This window comes from Streptomyces sp. HUAS TT11, assembly GCF_051553595.1.
Classification (GTDB): Bacteria; Actinomycetota; Actinomycetes; order Streptomycetales; family Streptomycetaceae; genus Streptomyces.
The window spans coordinates 69,326-90,277 of the sequence record NZ_CP196186.1; the positions used below are offsets into that span (position 1 = coordinate 69,326).

Here is a 20,952-nt window from a genome sequence, read left to right on the forward strand (position 1 = left end):
GCAGACAAAAGTTGTGCCGCATGTCCCGGCACAGGCCCAGAACTTCGTGGATTCACCTGCCGGGCGGCGTCATCTTTCAACGCCGCCGATCACCCGCGAAAGGGCCTGGCATGGCGAACAGGAGTCACCGTCAGGAAGTGGCCACACGCGTCCCGGATAGGCCGTCAGCTCGGCAGACCCTGGGGCCACATGCCACGGCTGAGAGGGAATGCCACGCCGGGGAGCCCGAGCCGGGAACGCGTGGAAAAGAACACCCCCCCTTTCGTTACGACATGAGGCCGCACCGATGTCCCGATCAGAGGGAATGACGGCCCATTCGGTGGCCACTCGGCCTCTTTCCGCCGCTGCTTTTTGTTGGTGACTTGGCGAGCGCACCACTGCGCCGCGTATACATCGACGACCGATCGTCGGCGTGTGCTCCTCCACGGCTACCGCCTGCACGGCCCGACGCACTGCTGGGGTCCTCGACGCACCCGATGCCCTGCTGCGGCCCGAACCGGCTCACGTCCGCCGCCACGGCCGTCCTGGCCCCGCAAGCCATGGCCGGCGGGTCTGCGCCGGGTGGCGGCGGTTCTCGGCCGGCGGACGGAGCAGCATGCTCCTCTCCCCCACAGGGCGGAGCCCAAGGGTGGTCCGAGGAGCGGACGTCTTTCACCCCGGCCGCACGCAGGCTGGTGACACACCGATCCGCCGATGCGGAAAAGAACCTGCCTCCTGGGAGCCATTTTCATGACCCGTGACGCCACCACTCCCGCGCGCCCGACACGCCGACGCGGCAGGTGGGTCGCCGCCCCGCTGTGCGCCGCGGGCGCGGCCGCAGCCGTCCTTGCCCCCGGCGCCACCGCTTTCGCCGCCGGCCATCACACGGCCCCCGCCCCCGCAGCGACCTCGCACACATCACCGGGCCGCCCCTGGGCTGGTGACCATGCCGTCCGGCAGGCCGTCCGCCAGCTGACCAGGGCGGGTCTGCCCGGAGCGGTCGCCCTCGTCCAAGACCACGGCCGCACCGCGATGGCCGCGGCCGGCTACGCCGACCTGGCCACCAAGCGGCCCATGAGCACCGCAGACCATCTGCGCATCGGCAGCAACACCAAGGTGTTCACCGCCACCCTGGTACTGCAGTTGGTGGCCGAAGGCCGCCTCGGCCTGGACGACACCGTGCAGCAGCTCCTGCCGAACATCATCAAAGGCGGCGACCACATCACCGTGCGCCAGTTGCTCAACCACACCAGCGGGCTCTACCCCTTCGAGCAGGACCCAGCCTTCGCCGCCCCCTACTTGCATGGCGACGCCGGATACTACCGATCACCGCGTCGGCTGGTGGCGTTGGCGAACGCCCATGCACCGCTGTTCAAGCCCGGCACGAAGTTCTCCTACTCCAACACCAACTACTTCCTGCTGGGCCTGATCATCGAAAAGATCACCCACCACTCCTACAAGCAGGCACTCAATCACCGGATCATCCAACCCCTCGGGCTGCGCGACACCCAGCTCCCCGTCCGCTCCCTGAAGATCCCCGAGCCGGCCGCGCACGGCTACCTCCTGGGCCAACCCGGCCGCGCACCCCGGGACATCACCTCCGCCATCAGCCCCTCCACCACCTGGGCGGCGGGCGCACTGACCTCGACCGTCAACGATCTGGCCCGCTTCGACCGAGCCCTGCTCACCGGCAAGCTCCTGCCCAAGGCCCAGCTGAACGAGATGATGAAGCTCGGTCCCTACAAGGTCGATCCCGCCGATCCGACCAAGGGCTACGGACTGGGCCTGGAAAAAGTGCGGCTGTGCGGCGTCACCATGTGGGGTCACACCGGGAACGTCCTGGGAACCCAGACCAACGCCTTCACCAGCACCGACGGCACCCGACAACTGGTGCTGGCCACCAACGCCGACACGGACACCTGGAATGCCGGCCAGGTCTCCGCCTGGCTCACCACCGCACACCACACACTCTGCGTTAATAACCCGCATGACAGGGGCCACTTCCCTTCCCACAGTGAACACCACCAAAAGCCGCGCACCATGAGCAGCCACAACGGCCGGATAGACGGCCCAAGGACCTACCGCTCCGCGGAACAACCGACCACGTCCTGACATCGAACGACACGTGGAGCACCGCGAGCTTGTTCACCGTGCCGGTGTTGCCAGCGCGTCTCCCACACTGCCGTGTGGGGGTCGGGTCATCGAGCGACGGCCGACCGCGGCGCTGGCCTGGACCGTCGTCCCGTAGGCGGACTGCCGGTCCTCACGTCCAACGGGCCGACCGCGGTGACCTTCGTGCTGCCTTCAGGACCGGGCCGACCCAGGTCACCGTGCCGACCCGGCGGATGCCACCGCGGCACACCTTCACGTCCGCGAGGCGCTTGGCCGACCGTCGCATTCAGCACCGGCCAGGCCGCCCGCCCGCCCGCCAGGGCGGCACCTGACCGATTCCAACGGCGCCATCACCAACGGGCTGTGGCCATCAGTGATCCTCCCGGGCCGTGCCGACTGTCGCTGCACTTGTCCCGCATGAGCGCCCCGTCGCGGCGCCGGCCCATGCCGCGGCGCCGTGCCGGCCGCGGATGCGGCCCGGCCGTACAGAAGTAGATGAGGAGGCATGCCATGCCTGAACGGACTGTCACCGTCCGCGAAAGCGGGCACCTGGCTCGGACGATCGGCATCGGCCCCCACCGGCTGACCAGCGATGAACCCGACCCGATCGGCACCGACACCGGCGCCACCCCCGTTCAGCTGCTCCTGGCCGGCCTCGGCGCGTGTACCTCGATGACGGTACGCCTGTACGCCGAACGCAGGGGCTGGCCTCTGGCCGGCATCAAGGTCGATGTCCGCATAGCCCATGGGATCGGGCCGCTCGGGCAGATCCTCAAGGATGTCGAGATCATCGGTGACTTGAACGCCGAGCAGATCAGCCGGCTGGCCACCATCGCCGAGCACTGCCCCATCCAACGCATGCTCAATGCCTCGGTGCCCGTGCACACCCGCACCACGGCGCGCCGTCCCTGGGCGCTGCCTGAGAGCCCTGCACTGGCAGGTGCCCCGGCCCGTATCGGGTCGGGGCACCTGCCGTTGGGGGGACCCTGCCGGGTAACGAGAGGGGTGAGGCCGGCGGGTGTCTCATTCCTGCGGCGGAGCACGGAAACCGCTCGTGCGGCAGAGGAACGAAAGGCCGGACGCAACCACGATGGAAACCAAGCCGGACGGGCCGCAAGGGGCCCGCCCGCACGTCGAAAGGGCGCACCATGCCGCACAGTTCATCGACCGGCGACCGCACTCGACCCCTCACCCGACGTCGCACGCTCGCCGTGATCGGGGCGGCGCTGGCCGCCGGCACGGTGGTGGCGACCGGTGCAGGGGCCCAGGCCTTCACCGGCGATGCGTCCCCGACGCACAGGAGCGTCTCGAGGCAGCCGACGATGAGGACGCTGACGCCGCAGGTCCGCGCTCAGCTCGACCGCGCCGTCCAGCGCGTCCTGAAGACCACGCACACGCCCGGTGTGACGGTGGGCCTGTGGGCGCCGGGCAAGGGCAGCTACGTCAAGGCTTTCGGCACCGCCGACACGGCGACGAAGCAGCCGATGTCCCCCCACTTCAACATGCGCATCGGCAGCGTCACCAAGACCTTCACAGTCACCGCACTGCTGCGTCTGGTCGACCACAAGCAGGTGAGTCTGGACGATCCGATCTCCAAGTACGTTCGGGGTGTCCCGAACGGCCATCACATCACGCTGCGCCACCTCGCGGAGATGCGCAGCGGCCTGTTCAACGCACTGTACGACGACGACTTCGCCAAGGCCTTTCTGGCCGACACCAGCCGCACGTTCACCAACAAGGAGCTGCTGGCCTACGCCTTCAAGCACCCGGTCGCCTTCCCTGCGGGCAGCCAGTACCAGTACAGCAACACCAACACCATTCTTTTGTCAATGGTGGTGGAGAAGGTGACCCGGCAGCCCTTCGACCGCTACCTGACCCAGCATGTGCTCAAGCCGGCCCACCTGAAGCACACCTTCATGCCCAAGGGCGCCGAATTCCCCGCCCCCCACGCCCACGGGTACACCGACCAGGCGTCGAACGACGGCTCGATCACGGACGCGACGAACTGGGCTCCGCCGGGCCGCGCGTCCGGGGTGATGATCTCGAACCTGCACGATCTGCGGTCCTGGGCGTCTACCCTTGCCGAAGGGACCCTGCTGTCCAGGGCGACCCAGGCCGAACGGCTGAAGATGCTGCCGACGGGTCGCAAGGGCCTCAGCTACGGCCTGGGCATATTCGACATCAACGGGTGGATCGGGCACAACGGATCACTGCCCGGCTACCAGACGGTGATGGTCCATCTACCCAAGGCCAAGGCCACGCTCGTGGTGCACACCACCAGCGACATCACTGTCAACGGCAAGTCGCTGACCACGAAGTTCGCCAAGGCGGTCACCGGCATCGTGACCCCGAAGAACGTCTACGACATCCCCACCTCCTAGTCGGTCACACGGCGCCCCGGTGGTGTGCCCGCCGGGCCGGGTACACCACCGCAGGACAGCTCAAGGTTCAGTCGGGCCGGTGACACAGCGGCAACTCAGCGCCGGTCTCGGCCTGGTGGACGGCCCAGGCGGCGTTGACCAGACCGATGTGGCTGAAGGCCTGCGGGAAGTTACCGAGCAGTTCACCGCTTGCCGGGTCGACTTCCTCGGCAAGCAGCCCCACGTCGTTGGCGCAGCGCGCGGCTCGTTCGAAGACCTGGCGGGCCGCTCGGCTCTCGCCGGCCAGGGCCAGGGCCTGGGCCAGCCAGAAGGTGCACAGCAGGAAGGTGCCTTCTTCGCCGGGCAGGCCGTCATCAGCGCTCAGGTAGCGGTAGACGAGGCCGTCCTTGCTGGTGAGCCGGTCGCGGACAGCGTCGATGGTGGCGCGCATGCGGGGTGCGGTGGCGGGCAGGAAGCCCACGATCGGCATCATCAGGACGGAGGCGTCCAGTACCTCGGTGCCGAACGCCTGGGTGTAGGCACCGGCCTTCTGGCTCCAGCCGTGATCCTCGATCGCCGCGCGGATCTGGTCGCGGGCACGCGTCCATGCGGGGATGCGGGCGCGGGCGTCAAGGGCGTCGGCGAGTACCAGGGCGCGGTCGACGGCGACCCAGCACATGAGCTTGGAGTAGACGAAGTGCTGCGGGCCGCTGCGGACCTCCCAGATGCCCTGGTCGGGCTGGCCCCAGCAGGCGGCGGCCATATCCGCGCAGGCGGCGAGGAAAGCCTTGGTGGGGGCGTCCAGCGCGGCAAGATCCTCCCGCAGGCGGTGGGCGGCCGCCAGCAGCTCGCCGTAGACATCCAGCTGCCGCTGCTGCCAGGCACCGTTGCCGATACGGACCGGGCGGCTACCGCGCCAGCCGGGCAGGCGGGGCAGTTCCTGCTCGCTCAGGTCGCGTTCGCCGCGGATACCGAACATGATCTGCATGGACTCGCAGTGGGCGGTGTCGCTGGCGCCGGCCTGGGCCATCCACCGAAAGAAGGCCTCCGCCTCGTCGGGGCAGGCGGCCACCCACAGGGCATCCAGGGTGAAGGAAGCGTCCCTCACCCAGGTGAAGCGGTAGTCCCAGTTGCGGACGCCGCCGACGCATTCGGGCAGGGAGGTGGTGGGGGCGGCGACGATCGCGCCGGTCGGCTGGAACGTCAGACCCTGCAGGATGCGCCCGCTGTGACGGACCAGCTCCTCCCACGGACCCTGGTAGGACTGGTGCAGCTCGGACCAGGAGCGCCAGCCGCCGACGGTGTCCTCAAGGTGCGCGGCGATCTCCTCCTGCCGGATCAGCGTGGGGTGGCTGCCGGCGGGCACCTGCCGCAGGGCGAAGGCCAGGCTCTGGCTGGCCTCAAGACGGAATCGGGCGCGGGCCATCTCGTCGATCTGTAGAGGCAGCGGGCAGCACAGGCCCAGTGTGTCAGGGCCTCCGTGGCAGCGCAGTCCGCCCTCCACGGGCAGGAGCAGCGGTCTGACCAGCCCGTATTCGGGGCGCGGCGCGAACTCCATCTCCATGTCCGTACGACCGTCGGTGCATTCCACCACCCGCAGCAGCAGATGCGGAGCATGTTCGCCCAGGTGATGGCCGCGTTCGTTCCACCCTGTGGCGAGCGCGTCGGTGATATTCACGACGGCGGTGGGGGTATGGAACTGCGTGCGCAGCACCAGGCTGCGCTCGAGGTAGTGCCGGCTGGCGGTGTAGGGGCCGGCGGGGCGGATGGACCAGTGACCCGCCTGAGCCCCCAAAAGCCGGGCAAAGACCGCCCGGGAGTCGAAATACGGAAAGCACAACCAGTCGATGGACCCATCCAGACTGACCAGCGCCGCGGTCTGGCAGTCGGAGAGCAGCGCATAGTCCGAGATGGGACGGTCGCTCGTGCCGGTCACCTCCCCATCGTCTCGCCGACCCGCACAGCAGGCAGCACGGTGCGCCACGGGCTCCGTGTCAGGGCCGTGGAAAGGGGATGCATCGGGGGCGGCGGCCCGGTACCGGGCCGGGGATCAGGAGCCGGCGACCGGCTACACGCGCCCGGTGTCGTCAGCGGGGAAGACCGCCTGCCCGTTCTCCGAAAGCCTTGCCTCACACTGAGGCCGCTCTCCTCCTCCAGGAGCCTGTGACATGCACATGTGCCGTCAACGGAGTCGGTCACCGACGACCGGGTTGTTCAGGGGGTCGTCAGCCGCAGCTGCCGGATCTCTCGCTCGAGCCGCTGCCGCTGACTGCGGAGAGGTCGGCGTCGAGGTGGTGTCCAGCGGCAAATGACGGCCCCCTCACAGGCCAGGAGGACGGACAGCAGCAACGGGAACAGGGCGGCCGTCGTCGAGGCCACCCAGGCCGCACAAGCCCAGGGCCGGTCCGAGTAGCCACGGAAGCCCTGACAGACGACCCCCAGCACCGCCGCCGAGACGCGGAGGACGTACAGCAGGTGCCTCCCGAAGACGGCGAGCAATGCCGTGCCCTGCGGGCCATTGGCGTCCTTTGCTCACAGGCGTACCCGGTCGCCTCCGGCATCCTTCTGCCGGGCATGCGCGGCAGAAGTGAGGGCGCCGCCGGTGCGGTGCAGCCTTTCTCCCTCGACGTCGATGTCCGGCAAGAGGGCGCCAACCCACTTCGGCAGCCACCAGGCCGCCCGGCCCAAAAGGGCCAGAACGGCCGGCACAATCGCCATGCGAACGACGAAGGCGTCCAGCAGGACGGCGACCGCGAGCCCGAGACCGACCATCTTCATCGACTGATCGCCCGAGGCGATGAAGCTGCCGAAGACGGCCGTCATGATGGCCGCCGCCGCACTCACCACGCGTCCCCCGTGACGGAAACCGGTCACGATCGCCTCATGCGGACTCTGCCCCGCCGCGTATGCCTCACGCATCCGCGTGACGAGGAAGACCTCGTAGTCCATGGCGAGTCCGAAGACGATGCCGACCATGAGGATCGGCATGGTGCTTGTGATCGGCCCCTTCTGGTCGACGCCGAGGACGTCTGCCAGCCACCCCCACTGGAAGACCGCGACGAGCGCTCCGAGCGAGGCCCCGATCGACAGCAGGAAACCCGCGGCGGCCTTGAGCGGGACCAGCACGGACCGGAACACCAGCATCAGCAGCACGAACGCCAGACCGACCGTGATCCCCAGATAGGGCAGCAGCGCGCCGGTGACCTTCCGGGAGAAGTCGACCTTCATACCGGTCAGTCCCGTCACCATGGTGCGGGCACCCGTGACGTGCTGCAGGTCGGCACTGGAGGCGCGGATGGCGCGCACCAGGTTCTCCGTCTGCACGCTGCCCGGCTTGGTGCTCGGCACCACGGTCACGACCGCGGTGTCGTGCGCCGCGTTGAAGGCGGCGGGACCGACCGCCGCAACCCCAGGAAGTTCCCTCACCGTCGAGGTGACCTTCCGGGCGGCGCGGGTGGCGTCCTTGCCGCCCTTGGCGTCGACCACGACCGTCAAAGGGCCGTTGATACCCGGGCCGAACCCGGCCGACAGCATGTCATACGCCTTACGCTGAGTGGTGTTTGTCGCCATGGCCCCCTCATCGGGCACCCCCAGCTTCAATGAAGCCGCCGGTACGGCCAGCACACCCAAGCCGATCACCGACACCGCCATCACCGTCAGCGGCCGCCGCAGCACGAAACGCGCCCAGCGCGCCCCCACGGTCGGTTTTCCGGATGCTCTGCCCGCCGGCCTCTTACAGGCACGGCGCCCCACGATCCGCTTGCCCGCCATTGCCAGCAGCGCCGGCAGCAGGGTCAGGGCGACCACCACGGCCAGGGCGACCGTTCCCGCCGCGGCCAGGCCCATCTTCGTCAGCACCGGCAGACCCACCACCGACAGGCCCGCCAAAGCGATCACCACCGTCAAACCGGCGAAGACGACCGCCGAGCCGGCCGTGGCAACGGCCCGGCCGGCCGCCTCCTCCCGCTCACGGCCCTCGGCCAGTTCGGTCCGGTAGCGGGTGACGATGAACAGGGCGTAGTCGACACCGACCGCCAAGCCGAGCATCAACGCCAACGTGGACGTCTGATCGCCCAGATCCAGGGGGTTGGCCAGGACGCTGATCGCAGAGACGCCGATGCCCACGCCCAGCAGGGCGGTGACCAGGGGCAGGCCGGCGGCGACCAGCGACCCGAAGGTGATCACGAGGACCACCGCGGCGATCGCCATGCCCACCACCTCCATGCCGGAGCCCCCGTCTCCCGCCTGCGCGGCGCTGCCGCCCACTTCGACGGTCAGTCCCCCGCCGCGGGCCTTATCCACCGTGTGCACCAGGGACGTCTTGGTCTGCTCGCTCAACGTCACCGCCTCGGCCTTGTAGGCGACCGGCGCATACGCAGTCGTACGGTCCCTGCTGACCGTGTGGGCGACAAACGGGTCGGCGACGGATGCCACTTGCGGGGAACTCGTCTTCAGCGCAGCAACCGTCGCCTCGATCCGCGCCCGGTTCGCCGGCTCGGTCACCCGGTGCCCGGCCGGTGCCCGAAACACCACCCGCGCCGACGCGCTCTCCACGTCCATACCGGGAAAGCGCTCCTTCAGCACATCCACCGCCCGCTGTGCCTCCGTCCCCGGCAGCGCAAACGAACTCGGGACGGCAGGGGCCGCCGTGGACGCCGCGACACCGGCCGCAACCAGGAGCACCAGCCACGCAACGGCCACACCGAACCGGTGCCGGAAGGCGAATCTGCCCAGTCTGTAAAGGAAGGTAGCCACGCGACCGCGCTCCACTCGAAATCGTGCTGCTCAAGAAGGGAAAATGCCCAGGTCAAGGCACCCATCCAGTCTTCAGCCACCCCAAGTGGGCGCCATCCGCACTCCAGGCGAACTACCGCCTCAGCCCAAAGGATGAGCCGCGCTGCAGGTCATCCCCCAACCGACAACCTCTCCCCCACTCCGTGCCCGGCGCGCCCGATCAGCATCGGTTCGGTCCCCTGGCACCCGACGATCGCATAGGCGATCGTGAGGCCTTCAGCGCCTTCCAGGTCGGCATACGTCGTGGGACGGACTCGACGTCCACGGGGCCGGTTCGTCACCCGCTGTGCGTCCGGTCTGTGCGCGTCGCAAACGACTTCGCGGGTCAGTGGGACCAGTGCCGCATCAGAGCACCTTTGCCCCGTAGTAGCGTGACGCGCTGGTCGGTGGTGACCTGGCGGCGGGCCCGGATGGTGCTGTTATCCGCGCAGGGCGTGCCCGTGGCGAAGGAGCAAGGCCGCACGATCCGCCGCTGCATCATCTGGCGCAACAAGCACACCGCCGATATTGGCTTGCGCATCCTCGTCACCCGGGCCAACGTCGCCTGACACTTGACGAAGGCAGAGAGATGACCGCACAGACCCACCACGTCGATCACGAACTCATCCAGGCCGCGGCGCACGTGGCTCGCACTCGCTGCCGGGGTGACAACCACACCATGGCAGCCGCGGCCCGCGCCCGAGACGGCCGAATCGTCACCGCGGTGAACGCCTACCACTTCACGGGAGGACCGTGTGCGGAGCTGGTCCTCATCGGTGCGGCAGCCGCCCAGGGCGCCTACGAGCTGGACACGATCGTCGCCGTTGGCGACCGCGACCGAGGAGTCGTTCCCCCGTGCGGTCGCTGCCGTCAGGTCCTTCTCGACTACTTCCCCGCCCTCAAGGTCATCGTCGGCGAAGGCGACCGCATCCGAACCGTCCTCGTCACCGACTTGCTGCCCGAAAGCTACGTCTGGGCCGACCACCAGCTCGACGCCGAGTAGGCCACGACGCTCAGCACGGGCTGGCACCGTCAACCCCCAACGGGGGCCAACATTGCTTGACGCAGCACCAGTAGGGCTTGGTCACGTTCGTAGGGGGTGAGTACGTCGCGGCGTCATCGGACCTCGCCGTCCTGGGCCGTACCTACCGCGCATCGACCGTCCCGGCAGCTTCGACACCCGCTGGGACAGCGGCCGCATCGAAGAGCGCACATCTTGACTTTGCTCGGCGGTGCGTCCGAACGGCTGGACCGCAGTGCGCCGGACGGACACCCCCGATATATCTGACTGATCATCAGGTATGTCTGGGTGGTGATCACCGGCGCTCAGGGGTGAAGGCTCGGTAGCCGGGCCTCGCCCGGGTCGCCTCACCTCCCCTCCCCCACAGCCAAGGGAAGCCGCATGACTGACACGCTCAGACGCGCCACCGTCACCGCCGTCGCCGGCCTCGGCCTGTGCCTGACCCTGCTGCCTGCCGCACCCGCTCAGGCGCAGCCGGCGACCCGCATCCCGTGCAACGACGTCGCCGCCCTGAAGACGGCCATCACCAACGCGAACACCAGCGGCAGCGGCAGCATCGTCCTTGCCCCCCGGTGCGTCTACACCCTGACGTCGGCCGACAACCCTGGTGACGGTCTGCCCGAGATCACCGGCAAGGTGTCGATCACCGGAGACGACACCACCATCGAGCGCAATTCCGCCGCGCCCTTCCGCATCTTCCATGTGCGCCAGGGCGGCAGCCTGAGCCTGAATTCGATCACCGTGCGCTACGGCGAGACGGGCGCCGACGACTCCGACGGTGGAGGCATCCTCAACGCCGGCGGCGCCCTCACCCTGACCGACTCGACGGTCAGGAACAACCGGGCCGGCACCGGCGGCGGGATCTGGAACCAGCAGGGAACGCTCGTCCTGAGGAACACCACGGTCAGCTACAACCGGGCGGCCTTCGGCGGTGGCGTGGCCACCAACGGCACGATGACGATGCAGGGCGGCGCCCTGCGCGGCAACACGAGCGGGATCTGGGGCGGAGGTCTCGCCAACGCGGGAAACACCACACTCACCGACACGTCGGTCGAGCACAACGACTCCGGTGACCTCGGGGGCGGCATCGCCGCCCTCGCGATCAACCGCCACACCGGGCCGCTGCGGTTGAACTCCACCCAGGTCAGCGGAAACATCGCCCGGAACGACGGCGGCGGCATCCGCCTCGGCTCCGCCGAGCGGACGACGCTCTACCGCAGCACCGTCACCCGCAACACCTCCAACGGCAGCTCCGGCGGCGGCATCTCCAACCCCGGAAGCTTCCTGAACCTGTTCATCGGCACGAGCGCACGCATGGAGGCCCAGCCGAACGCGACCCTGCCGCCGTTCCCGGTGGACCTCATCCGCAGCTCCGTCGTGAGGAACTTCCCGGCCAACTGCTTCCCCCTCCGCAGTGTCCTCGGCTGCACCGGCTGACAGCGTCCCTTACGGCGGCGCGACCGGCTGACCGGAAGGACCGTCACGAGTGCCGGCACGGCACCTGACGCGCCCTGTGAGCGGAGGGACCCTGGGCGGTGCGGCCGCGTCACGCGGCCGCACCGCCCTCCCGCACGGGGGCACGCTCTCCGCCTCATCCGATGCAGGGGCGTGTCGCCATAGGGGCCGCCGGGAGCACCGCCGTAGTGGTTTCCGCACCGGTGGACGGCAAAGGCTTCAACAGATGCTGCCGGGGCTGAAGCCTGCTCGGCCCGGTACGGTGCGGTGGTGGAAGGAATGAGCGCGCCCGAACTGTTCACGGGCCTGGTGGGCCGGATCGGGCTGTCCGTCCTTGTGGGCCGGGACGTGCATGAGGCCGTCGGTCGGGGGCGCCGGCCGGGCCCAGCCTCGTCGGGCGCCTGGGCGGACATCGGCGCGTCCGGCGTGGGCGGATACCGGTCCCGCCGCGACACGCTTCTGCGCCCCCAGGCGGTGGCTGCGTGAGCAGGCTCGTGGCCGAGGCCATCCGCACCGGAAGGCTGACACTGCTTCCGCTGCAGGTCGAGCACGCCGAGGAGATGGCCGCGGTCCTGTCCGATCCGGCCCTGCACACCTTCATCGGCGGTGCTCCGGACACCCCCCATGCTCTGCGCTCGCGCTATCAGCGCATGACCGCGGGCTCTCCCGAACCCGCCGTGTCCTGGCTGAACTGGGTGATCCGCCTCCGTGACGAAGACTGCCTGACGGGCACGGTCCAGGCGACGGTCGGTCCGTCCGCGCACGGCCTGGTCGCCGAGGTCGCCTGGGTGGTGGGGACTCCGTGGCAAGGGCGGGGCATCGCCTCGGAAGCAGTCCAAGGACTCGTCGGCTGGCTCGGCCGGCAGCCGGTGCACACCGTCATCGCCCACATCCACCCCGAACACGGGGCATCCGCCGCTGTCGCCACTGCCGCCGGACTCACTCCCACCGATGTGTGGCACGAGGGTGAGATCCGATGGCAGCGAAGCATGGGGTGCTGACGTCGACGATTCACGTCCGGGTGGCTGAGCCTCCGAGGCGGCGATCGCGTGGATTGCGTGGTCATCGCGGTGCTCGAAGGGCGATACTGGCAGGCATGTCCACCTCTTCCCCGGCACCGGGCGCATTCGAGGCGCTGCGCGAGCAGTACGCCCTGCGACTGCCCGCCTCATTGGACGAGCTCGCCGGTCCGGTGGCCGGTACGGTCGATCTGCCCTTGCACGTCGTCTGGTCCGGCCGTCGCTCGTACGGGCTCAGCCGGCCCCGCTCGCGGATGAGCCTCTACCGCACCGTTCTGACGGAAGGGCAGCGCCAGGACCTGACCGCTTTCCTGGACCGTGACCTACTCATCGCTCAGTGGCCGGTGCTGCGCACGCTGATCGGCCGTCCCCTCCGCGACGCCTGGGAGATACGCTTCCCTGAACTGCGCCCGGGCGGGGCCACGGCCGCGTGAGGCTGTCAGAACTGCACCGCCGCCTCCTGGCCGACGTCCTGGCAGTCGGGAGCCCATACCCGCTGGTCATTACCGGTGGTTACGCGGTCCAAGTCCACGGCTTGGTCGACCGCCTCTCCCAGGACGTCGATGTGGCTACCGAGAATCCGGCACCGATCAGCGAGATCATCCGGGTAGTGAGCGACGGGCTCGCAGCACAGGGCTGGCAGGTGGAACAGATCGAGGTCGGAGCGCTCTCGGGCCGTCTCCTGGCCACCGATCCCGGTTCCGGCGAACGGTGCGAGGTCGACGTCTTGAAAGAAGTCATGTGGCATCCGCCGGCGTCCAGCGAGTACGGCCCCGTACTGTCGCTGGACGACGTGATCGGCACGAAGGTGAGAGCCCTCGCCGACCGAGGCGCGGTCCGCGATCTCATCGACGTCCACGCCGCCTCCCAGCACCATTCCCAGGCAGACCTCGAGAACCTCGGTCGACGGCACGCACGGTACGACTTCAACCTGGAGGACCTTCGCGACCGCCTCGCCGGCGCGGAATGGTGGGACGACCAAGACTACGCAGATTACGGGCTTGAGTCCGGGCAGATCGACGCCCTGCGGGCATGGGCTCTGGAATGGGCTATGGACATCGGTGCACGTCTGCAGACACAGGTGGAACCCGACGACTTGTGACCAGAGGGCCAGTTCGCCTCGCTGGACCAACTCTTCTCGGTACGCAGCGGGCACGTTTCAGCCGCCGGGAGGGAGCATGACCATCAGAACGCGGCCGCCGCGCCTGCGGACAAAGTGTCACCCGCAGACGCGGCAAACCGAGCTGGTCAGGTTCCGTCAGGGGGCTGAAGTCGTCTCAGTGGCGCACCTTGACCTTGCTGAGTGCGGCCACACCCAATGCCGCAAGGGCAATCTGGATGAGCCATTCGATCCAGTCGACTCCGTTGGTGTCGGCGACGCCGATGCCCGCTGCGATGGCCGTTCCAATGAAGGCGGCGACGATACCGATGACGATCGTCCACACGATGCCGATGCGCTGCCTGCCGGGAACCACGAGTCGGCCAAGGACACCGATAACGATGCCGATGATGATCGCGCTGATGATGCCTGAGATCTCCACGTCTGGTGCCCCTTCATGAGTTGATGGCACACGTGTGCCCCCAGGAGCCGTCGCCACTCCACTCGCAGCTATCGCTTCGACGGCTGCGCACCTTCACAACCATGAGGGTCGTGGCTTTGCGCCGACGGCTCTGACCGTCCGCTCAGGGCGGGCTCCGGGGGAATCGGGCATGGCCCATCACCGCATGTCGACCGCTCCATGGATTCGTCTGGTCGGAAACATATTGGACAAGACGTGGACCCCGTAGGGATCCACCGCTTTCGGAGGCCTCGTGTGTCATCGACAGCAGGAGCTCCACACGGTCCAGCAACAGTTGCTCACGATCACGTGCGGGCAGGACGGTCCGGGGTAGGACTTCTGGACGTCTTTGGCCAGAGCGTCAAGGTGTCGGCGCAGATCACGGCGCGCGCCGCCCTACGCTTCCTCCCAGGCTGACTTGGCCTGGGTCAGTTCGGTTTGCTCCACGCAGGGTGTGGAGACGAAGGCCGAGTCGTCGTCGAGGTCAGTGGTCGGCTGCGCGTCCAGCGCCTTGGCCAGTCGGCGCAGAAGCTGCAGTGTGGCTGGGCCGCCGGCCTGCTCGATGTTGGAGATTTGCGGCTGAGTCATGCCGGCTCGCACGGCCAGCTGCGCCTGGGAGAGGCCGAGTTCGGTCCGCCGGTCGTAGACGGCTTGACCAAGATCGAACTTCGCCTTGATCTCTGCCCGCCGCGCTTTCAGCTCTTCGGGCTCATCGCCGCGCGCGAGTCTACGGTCGCGAGCCAGCTTCCACCGTGCGTGGCTCATCAGTACTCCTCCTCAATGCGGATGTCGCGGGTGAACGTCTCCTGGGCAGGGGCCGGCTGATGTTGTTCCTCGCAGATTTTCTTGGCGAGGAGTGCTCTCTCGACCTGGGCGTCCTCACGCTGTCAGTTTTAGGCAACACGGTGAGCAGCACGATACGTCGGTCGGAGGTGAGCCAGTGGGTGATGCGGATCTCGTTGCCGTCGTGCCCAAGGATGAACCGCCGCTCCCCCGAACGCCGTCGCCCAGGTGGGACGAGTACGGATGGCCCCAGGGTGGTGGGGGCGTCGAGCAAGCGCTCTACGACGCGTTCAACGACGAGGTACTCGTCCCTTGTACCGCCCATGAGGTGGAGGGACAGATGGTGCTCGGGTTCCGTGCAGCGGCAAGCGAAGACGGTGACTGTGGCGCACTGCGTGCTCTGTCGCGGCGGGCGGCCTCCCACGCGTCCTTATGCGGTCGCGAGTTCGGGGATGCTCTGTTCGACCCAGACGGTTTTGCCGTCGTCGGTGTAGCGAGTGCCCCAGCGTTCTGAGAGGCGGGCGGCCAGGAGCAGTCCGCGGCCGCCTTCGTCGGTGGTGCGGGCGTGGCGCAGTCGTGGGGAGGTGCTGCTGCCGTCGGAGACCTCGCACGTCAGGACGTGGCTGCGGATGAGGCGGAGTCTGACGGGGGGTTTGGCGTAGCGGATGGCGTTGGTGACCAGTTCGCTGGCGATGAGTTCGGTGGTGAAGGTCGTCTCGCTCATGTCCCAGCTCGTGAGCTGCTCGGTGACCAGGGAGCGGGCGGTGGAGACCACGGAGGGGTCGCTGGGCAGGTCCCAGGACACGACGCGTGCGGGGCTCAGGGAGTGGGTGCGGGCGACCTTGACGGCGACGTCCTCGCGGGGGTGCGGTGGGACGAGTGCCTGGGTGAGCATGCTGCACGCCTGGCGCACGGTTCCGGTGTAGCCGGTGAGGAGGTCGGCTATGCGCTCGCGGGCCTGAGCTTCGGGTTGTTCCTGGAACAGGCCGGGGGTGTACAGGGCGAGCATCGAGTGTTCGGGGAGGTCGATGTCGATCTTTTCGAACGGCCCGTCGGAGCAGCACAGGGGGGCGCCGATGGGGTGGTCCAGGGTGACGGTGGTGCCGTCGGGGTGCACGATCACGGGCCAGGGGTGGCCGGCGCTGGCCATGGAGCAGTGCAGCGATACCGGGTCGTAGATCAGGTAGAGGCAGGTCGCGCCGGCCTCTCTGGCGTCGCGGTTCGGGACCGGTGGGGCGCTGTGGCTGTCTTCTTTGCTGAGCCGGCGTGCCAGGTCGTCGAGTCGGGCGAGGAGTTCGTCCGGCTGCAGGTCCATGTCCGACAGTGTGTGGACGGCGGCGCGCAGCCTTCCTGCGGCTGCGGTGGTCTGCAGGCCGTGGCCCGGCGTGCGGCCGGCGACGAGGGCCACGCGGGCGCCGGAGAGAGCGACGGCATCGACCCAGTCGCCGCCGGAGCCTGCCTGTACGTAGGCGTGGGCCGCGTCCAGGGTGTGTTCGGGGAGCACGTCGTCCGGGCGCAGGGCATGCTGCAGTGCGGCAACAGAATTGCGTTCGCGCAGGTAGCGGCGGGCGTTGTCGAGACATGCGGCGGTGCGCTGGGCGAGTTCTGCGGCCAGGGTCAGATCGTCTTGTTCGAAGGGCCGGCGTTCTCCCCAGCGGCAGAACGTGGCAAGTCCCAGAGCCCGGTCCTGCGCGACGAGAGGAACCAGCATCAGGGAATGCGGCTTTCCCCGGTGGGTCGGCAGGCCGGCCATGGCCCGGCGCCCGGCAGCGCTGAGCGGGTCGAGGATGCGCGGCTGAAAGTCGATGAGGGCCTCCGCGGCGCTCACCCTGCCTTCCGGGTCGCCGACCGTTGCAGGGCCCTCGTCCTCGCGGATGCGGACCATCGCGCGGCGCAGCACGGTGTCGGGTTGGACGGGGCCGGGGACGAGGTCTTCTCCGGCCAGGATCGACTCCAGCACTTCCACTGCCATGCCGTCGGCCAGCCCCGGCACGGACACCTCCGCCAGTCCGCAGGCGGTATCGAGCACGTCGAGGGTCGCCCCGATCCGGGTGCCGGCCAGGGCCAGCACGTTCAGCCGCTCCTTGGCCAGGTGGCGGGCGGTGACGTCGATGGTGGCGTCCGCAACGCCCAGCAGCCGGCCGTGATCGTCCTCCAGCGGGAAGACGGAGGCCGAGTAGACATGTTGGTGGTCGGGGTCTCCTGGGGGGTACATCCGCTTTTCGACGGCGATCGCCGCCTGCCGGGTGTCGCGGACCTGCTCCATGATTCGTTCCACCATCTCCACGGCGAAGTCCGGCCATACCTCGGTGGGGCGCCGGCCGACGGCTTCTGCCATCGAGGTGTTTTCCATGCCTTCGGCCGCGGGGTTGAAGCGGATGATCCGCAGCTCGGGGTCCAGGAGGTACAGGCCTACGGGTGAGGCCGTGAAGAGGGTGTCCAGCAGGGCGTGGTCGAGTTCTGCGGTCGGGCATGCCTCCTGCGCGCAGGCGAGCGTCACCTGCCACCTCGTTTCCGCCTCCCCGGCGCCTTCGGGGCGGATGCCGACCTGGCAGGAGACAACGCCGCCATCGGCGTGCCGCAGCCGCACAGCGAAGGTGCCCTCGGCGGTGCGCGGGTCGGCCGGGGAACCGGCATCGGCCAGCAGGTCCGTTACGGGGCGGCCCAGCATCGCGTGGACGGGGTAGCCCAGGAGCCGTTGGGCGGCGGAACTCCATCCGGCCACCGCGCCCCTGTCGTCGACGAGGATGTGGGCCGCCGGATCTTCTGGGTGGGCCGCCTCGGGGTGGTCGCCGCGTTCGGTGGCATCAGATGCACCCATAGTCATCAGCTTTCGGTCGCCTCAGAGCTCGGTATGCCCCCAGTGTCCTCCGCGGGGGGCAGCGACGACATCGGAGCGCATCGGGGCCGGGAGGGCGGGACGGTGGGCGGCCTCCGGCGCCCAGCAAGCTCGGGACCGGAACAGGGGCAGGGGCCGGCGGGTGCGGTCTGCAGCGTCTCGTTTTCGGGCTGTGAGGGGTCGTCGTCGCTCGGCGACATTTGTCTCCGCCTCGCGGCCTGATCGCCTGGCGTGGATTGCCTCCCTGCGGGAGAAATGCCCTTTCGGGGTCCGGCCGCCGCGCGCCGGCCGGACCCCGAAAGGGCTGGTGCGCTGTTTCAGCAGCGCTTGGCCGTGACGGCCTGCCCGGCCACCGGGTCACCCGGGGCGCGCAGGGTGCCGATCGCCGCGGTGCACTCGCTCACCGTGGCCGCCGGCAGCGACCAGAACTCCTGGCCGTTGGTGGCGTTCCACCAGTCCTGGCCGACGACCTGGTCGCGGGAGTAGCTGTAGACGCCGGTGCTGACGTCGTAGTCCTTGATCTTGCTGCGGAAGCTCTGCCACACCCACACGTAGCCGTAGTTGCGCTTGCAGGAGGGCGAGTAGAACTGCTTGACGGACGCGACGTGGGCTCCGGCCCGGTTGATGTAGGCGGTGGCGCCGATCTGGTAGGCGTCCGCGCACACGCCCGCGGCCTGTGCGGTGGTGGTGAGCGGGTTGCCCGCTTCCGACGGGGCGGTGGAACGGGCCGTGAGGTGCTGCTTGGCGGGTGCCGGGGCCGGGCCCGTCCCCGCGACGGCGGAGGCCGCCGGGATCAGTGCGGCGGCGGAGGCCGCCGCGACGACCAGGATGCTGCGAGCACGCATGAGAAAGTTCCCCCTTGCTCCAGGTGACTGTGTCGCTGGTGACGATCGGGCACGCCGGACAGCACAAGGCATGGCAAAACGCCACGAAAGCCTTCACACCCCGTGAAGAGCACTGTCCACGCGTATCGGTCATCAGGTAAGACCGCGCGGACCGCCGGATGGTTGTACCGCAGACCACATCCACTGCACGGCCCACTCCCCCTCTCCCCCGGCAGGGCCCCGACCGGCACAAACACCCCTCACGCGAGCGGACAACCCGGCCGCCACCCGCGGGAGACGGCACCTTCAGGGGTGCGCCGCGCTCACCCGTGCGGCCCGCCATGCGTCCGGGCGGCCGCAACGAGAGGCCCGCGTCGCAGAGTTGGGTTCGTCCTCAACAGGGCGCCCCGTGGCCCGTGTCGGGGATGATCGGGTCATGGAGAACGCGCATCTGCCGACCACCGAGGCGGCCGTCGCCGCGATCCGCGCGATCGCGAAGGAGTACGCGCTGGAGGTGTCGGTCACCGACGACATCGGCGCGGACCAGACCTCGCGGCGCACGTCGGCCGGCGTCTTCACCGTGCTCGACGCCGACGGCTCGCTGCCGCACGAGGCGTTCGTGGAGCTCGGGGGATCGCCGTCGGTGAGCGTGCGCCTGTTCCCGGAGGACGACGCGAAGATCACCGTGGACGGGGTGGACTTCCACGACGTGCCGCGCGACTCGGTCCCCGCGTTCCTCAGGTCCGTCTACGGCGGTCTCGCCTACACCAAGGGCAGGCTGTTTCCGCCCGGCCTGCGGCTCGTCGTGCCGCTGCCCGGCGACGAGACCTACCAGGAGCTGATCCTGGGAGTATGGCTGACGCCGTGGCTGTCCCACAGCATGCGGGACTAGGGTCTTTTGTGAAAGTGGTCGTGGAGTTACGTCCATGAAATGGCGTGGCGGCCATGGACGTTGATCACGTCATGACTCAAGGACCAGCACCTCGCCCACTGTCCGACGAAGCCCTCTCCAGGCTGCTTGGCAAGGAGCAGTTCGGCACACTCGCCACCGTCAAGCGCAGTGGCCACCCCCACCTGACCACCATGCTGTACAGCTGGGATCCCGAAGCCCGCATGGTGCGGTTCTCGACGACGGCTGACCGGGTCAAGGTCGGGCATCTGCGGCGTAACCCGCGTGTGGCGCTTCATGTGCAAGGTGGCGACGTGTGGTCGTTCGCTGTCGCTGAAGGCGAGGCCGAGGTCTCCGAGAGCACGACCGTTCCCGGCGACGCCGTCGGGCGGGAACTCCTTGAGATGATCCCGCAAGCAGCGAAGCCGGAGGATGAAGGTGCGTTCTGGAGCAGCTGGTTGCCGAGCGCCGGGTAGTCATCCGGTTGAAGGTAGACCGCCTGTACGGCACGGCGCTCGACATCGACGGCTAGGACATATCGGGTCCGTGCTGGTCACCGCCACTCGTTCAGGACTGCGACCAGCACGGTCGCCTCGTAGCGGACTGCGGGCTTGTCGTACCTCGTGGCTACGGCCCGGTGGCGCTTGAGGCGATTGGTCCCGCACTCGACGGCATGCCGCTCGCGGTGGTCGGTCTTGTCGAACTTCGGCGGCCGACCGCCTCGTGAGTTACGGCCGGGCACCGCGGTGGCTCTCCGCAGTTCGAGCCGGTACTGGAGGTGAGTGATCATCCAGTGGAGGGTGCCAGGGTGCGCAGGACGTCGAACTCGTTGCCTTCGGGGTCGGCCATGACCACCCAGTTCCGGCCGGCGCCCTGGCCCACGTCCACCTTGGTGGCGCCGAGGCCGAGCAGCCTGGTCACCTCGTCGTCGGTAGTGCTGTCGATCGGGCTGACGTCCAGGTGGAGCCGGTTCTTCACGGCCTTGCCCTCGGGCACCCTGATGAACACCACGGTGGGCGGCATCTGGCGGGCCCGGACCTCCTCGACGGTCGGCTCCCAGGAGCCGATCTCGACCTTGCCCTCGCTCCGGTCGATCACCTTGAAGTCCAAGGCCGCGCACCAGAAGGCCGCGAGGCGCTCCGGATCGTGGCAGTCGACGACCAACTCCGTGAACCTGCTTGTCACAACTCCCCCAGGCAGTGTGGACGGTGGCTCACCTTATGAGATCCCGGCACACGTCCGGCAAGTCCGGGATCGCTACGGCCACTGATTCTGGAGCCCGGCGGCCGTGGTGGAGCATCGTGGACACCGGATCCGCCTCCCGGTCGGGTGGCCGTCT

General features: G+C 68.8%; 17 protein-coding genes and 3 pseudogenes. 12 read left to right on the plus strand and 8 right to left on the minus strand.

Going from position 1 to position 20,952, the window contains the following annotated elements; genetic code table 11:
• Positions 1 to 729 precede the first annotated feature (729 nt).
• The 3 genes from ACSHXN_RS46275 (at position 730) to ACSHXN_RS46285 (ending at position 4,472) form a co-directional block, all read left to right on the plus strand.
• A complete protein-coding gene (locus tag ACSHXN_RS46275) occupies positions 730 to 2,091 on the plus strand; it encodes a serine hydrolase domain-containing protein (RefSeq protein ID WP_438306957.1) in 1,362 nt (453 codons plus the stop codon).
• 510 nt (positions 2,092 to 2,601) lie between these two features.
• The gene (locus ACSHXN_RS46280) at positions 2,602 to 3,306 is read left to right on the plus strand and encodes an OsmC family protein (protein ID WP_438306958.1); all 705 of its coding nucleotides are present in this window, start codon (positions 2,602 to 2,604) and stop codon (positions 3,304 to 3,306) included.
• Positions 3,240 to 4,472, plus strand: coding sequence for a serine hydrolase domain-containing protein (locus ACSHXN_RS46285; RefSeq protein ID WP_438306959.1), 1,233 nt, complete (start codon positions 3,240 to 3,242; stop codon positions 4,470 to 4,472). The genes ACSHXN_RS46280 and ACSHXN_RS46285 overlap by 67 nt, the downstream gene beginning before the upstream one ends.
• Positions 4,473 to 4,539: 67 nt before the next feature.
• Here the strand turns inward: ACSHXN_RS46285 and ACSHXN_RS46290 are convergent, their stop codons facing one another.
• Both ACSHXN_RS46290 and ACSHXN_RS46295 read right to left on the minus strand, forming a co-directional pair.
• A complete protein-coding gene (locus tag ACSHXN_RS46290) occupies positions 4,540 to 6,387 on the minus strand; it encodes a glycoside hydrolase family 15 protein (protein WP_438306960.1) in 1,848 nt (615 codons plus the stop codon).
• 596 nt (positions 6,388 to 6,983) lie between these two features.
• On the minus strand, positions 6,984 to 9,206 hold the full coding sequence (locus tag ACSHXN_RS46295) for an MMPL family transporter (protein WP_438306961.1): 2,223 nt from the start codon (positions 9,204 to 9,206) through the stop codon (positions 6,984 to 6,986).
• A gap of 422 nt (positions 9,207 to 9,628) precedes the next feature.
• On the opposite strand from ACSHXN_RS46295, the pseudogene ACSHXN_RS46300 reads away from it, so the two are divergent.
• From ACSHXN_RS46300 to ACSHXN_RS46330, 7 genes and pseudogenes are all read left to right on the plus strand, one after another.
• A pseudogene (locus tag ACSHXN_RS46300) lies at positions 9,629 to 9,694 on the plus strand (helix-turn-helix domain-containing protein); the annotation flags it as partial.
• A gap of 119 nt (positions 9,695 to 9,813) precedes the next feature.
• Positions 9,814 to 10,227 carry a cytidine deaminase family protein gene (locus ACSHXN_RS46305; protein ID WP_438306962.1) on the plus strand — a complete coding sequence of 138 codons (414 nt, stop codon included), beginning with the start codon at positions 9,814 to 9,816 and terminating at the stop codon, positions 10,225 to 10,227.
• 399 nt (positions 10,228 to 10,626) lie between these two features.
• On the plus strand, positions 10,627 to 11,682 hold the full coding sequence (locus ACSHXN_RS46310) for a hypothetical protein (RefSeq protein ID WP_438306964.1): 1,056 nt from the start codon (positions 10,627 to 10,629) through the stop codon (positions 11,680 to 11,682).
• A 297-nt stretch (positions 11,683 to 11,979) separates the two neighbouring features.
• Positions 11,980 to 12,186 (plus strand): hypothetical protein, encoded by a 207-nt coding sequence (locus tag ACSHXN_RS46315; protein ID WP_438306965.1) that lies wholly within the window; start codon positions 11,980 to 11,982, stop codon positions 12,184 to 12,186.
• Positions 12,183 to 12,701: a GNAT family N-acetyltransferase gene (locus ACSHXN_RS46320; protein ID WP_438306966.1), complete on the plus strand. Its 519-nt coding sequence runs from the start codon at positions 12,183 to 12,185 to the stop codon at positions 12,699 to 12,701. Before ACSHXN_RS46315 ends, ACSHXN_RS46320 begins: the two co-directional genes overlap by 4 nt.
• A gap of 95 nt (positions 12,702 to 12,796) precedes the next feature.
• Positions 12,797 to 13,153: a hypothetical protein gene (locus ACSHXN_RS46325; RefSeq protein WP_355142000.1), complete on the plus strand. Its 357-nt coding sequence runs from the start codon at positions 12,797 to 12,799 to the stop codon at positions 13,151 to 13,153.
• The gene (locus ACSHXN_RS46330) at positions 13,150 to 13,821 is read left to right on the plus strand and encodes a nucleotidyl transferase AbiEii/AbiGii toxin family protein (RefSeq protein WP_438306967.1); all 672 of its coding nucleotides are present in this window, start codon (positions 13,150 to 13,152) and stop codon (positions 13,819 to 13,821) included. Before ACSHXN_RS46325 ends, ACSHXN_RS46330 begins: the two co-directional genes overlap by 4 nt.
• Before the next feature lie 175 nt (positions 13,822 to 13,996).
• On the opposite strand, the gene ACSHXN_RS46335 is transcribed toward ACSHXN_RS46330, so the two are convergent.
• From ACSHXN_RS46335 to ACSHXN_RS46350, 4 genes are all read right to left on the minus strand, one after another.
• Positions 13,997 to 14,260: a GlsB/YeaQ/YmgE family stress response membrane protein gene (locus tag ACSHXN_RS46335; RefSeq protein WP_355141998.1), complete on the minus strand. Its 264-nt coding sequence runs from the start codon at positions 14,258 to 14,260 to the stop codon at positions 13,997 to 13,999.
• 414 nt (positions 14,261 to 14,674) lie between these two features.
• Complete coding sequence (locus tag ACSHXN_RS46340) at positions 14,675 to 15,043, minus strand: helix-turn-helix domain-containing protein (protein ID WP_438306968.1); 369 nt, start codon at positions 15,041 to 15,043, stop codon at positions 14,675 to 14,677.
• A 448-nt stretch (positions 15,044 to 15,491) separates the two neighbouring features.
• Complete coding sequence (locus ACSHXN_RS46345; protein WP_438306970.1) at positions 15,492 to 17,882, minus strand: SpoIIE family protein phosphatase; 2,391 nt, start codon at positions 17,880 to 17,882, stop codon at positions 15,492 to 15,494.
• 335 nt (positions 17,883 to 18,217) lie between these two features.
• Positions 18,218 to 18,745 (minus strand): hypothetical protein, encoded by a 528-nt coding sequence (locus tag ACSHXN_RS46350; protein WP_438306971.1) that lies wholly within the window; start codon positions 18,743 to 18,745, stop codon positions 18,218 to 18,220.
• 415 nt (positions 18,746 to 19,160) lie between these two features.
• Here ACSHXN_RS46350 and ACSHXN_RS46355 point away from each other — a divergent pair, with 415 nt between their 5' ends.
• Positions 19,161 to 19,616 (plus strand): hypothetical protein, encoded by a 456-nt coding sequence (locus tag ACSHXN_RS46355; protein WP_438306972.1) that lies wholly within the window; start codon positions 19,161 to 19,163, stop codon positions 19,614 to 19,616.
• Positions 19,617 to 19,687: 71 nt separating this feature from the next.
• Positions 19,688 to 20,145: pseudogene (locus ACSHXN_RS46360) on the plus strand (pyridoxamine 5'-phosphate oxidase family protein).
• 21 nt (positions 20,146 to 20,166) lie between these two features.
• On the opposite strand, the pseudogene ACSHXN_RS46365 reads toward ACSHXN_RS46360, so the two are convergent.
• Positions 20,167 to 20,346: pseudogene (locus ACSHXN_RS46365) on the minus strand (IS5 family transposase); the annotation flags it as partial.
• A gap of 53 nt (positions 20,347 to 20,399) precedes the next feature.
• A complete protein-coding gene (locus tag ACSHXN_RS46370) occupies positions 20,400 to 20,798 on the minus strand; it encodes a VOC family protein (RefSeq protein WP_356114837.1) in 399 nt (132 codons plus the stop codon).
• Between the last annotated feature and the right edge of the window lie 154 nt (positions 20,799 to 20,952).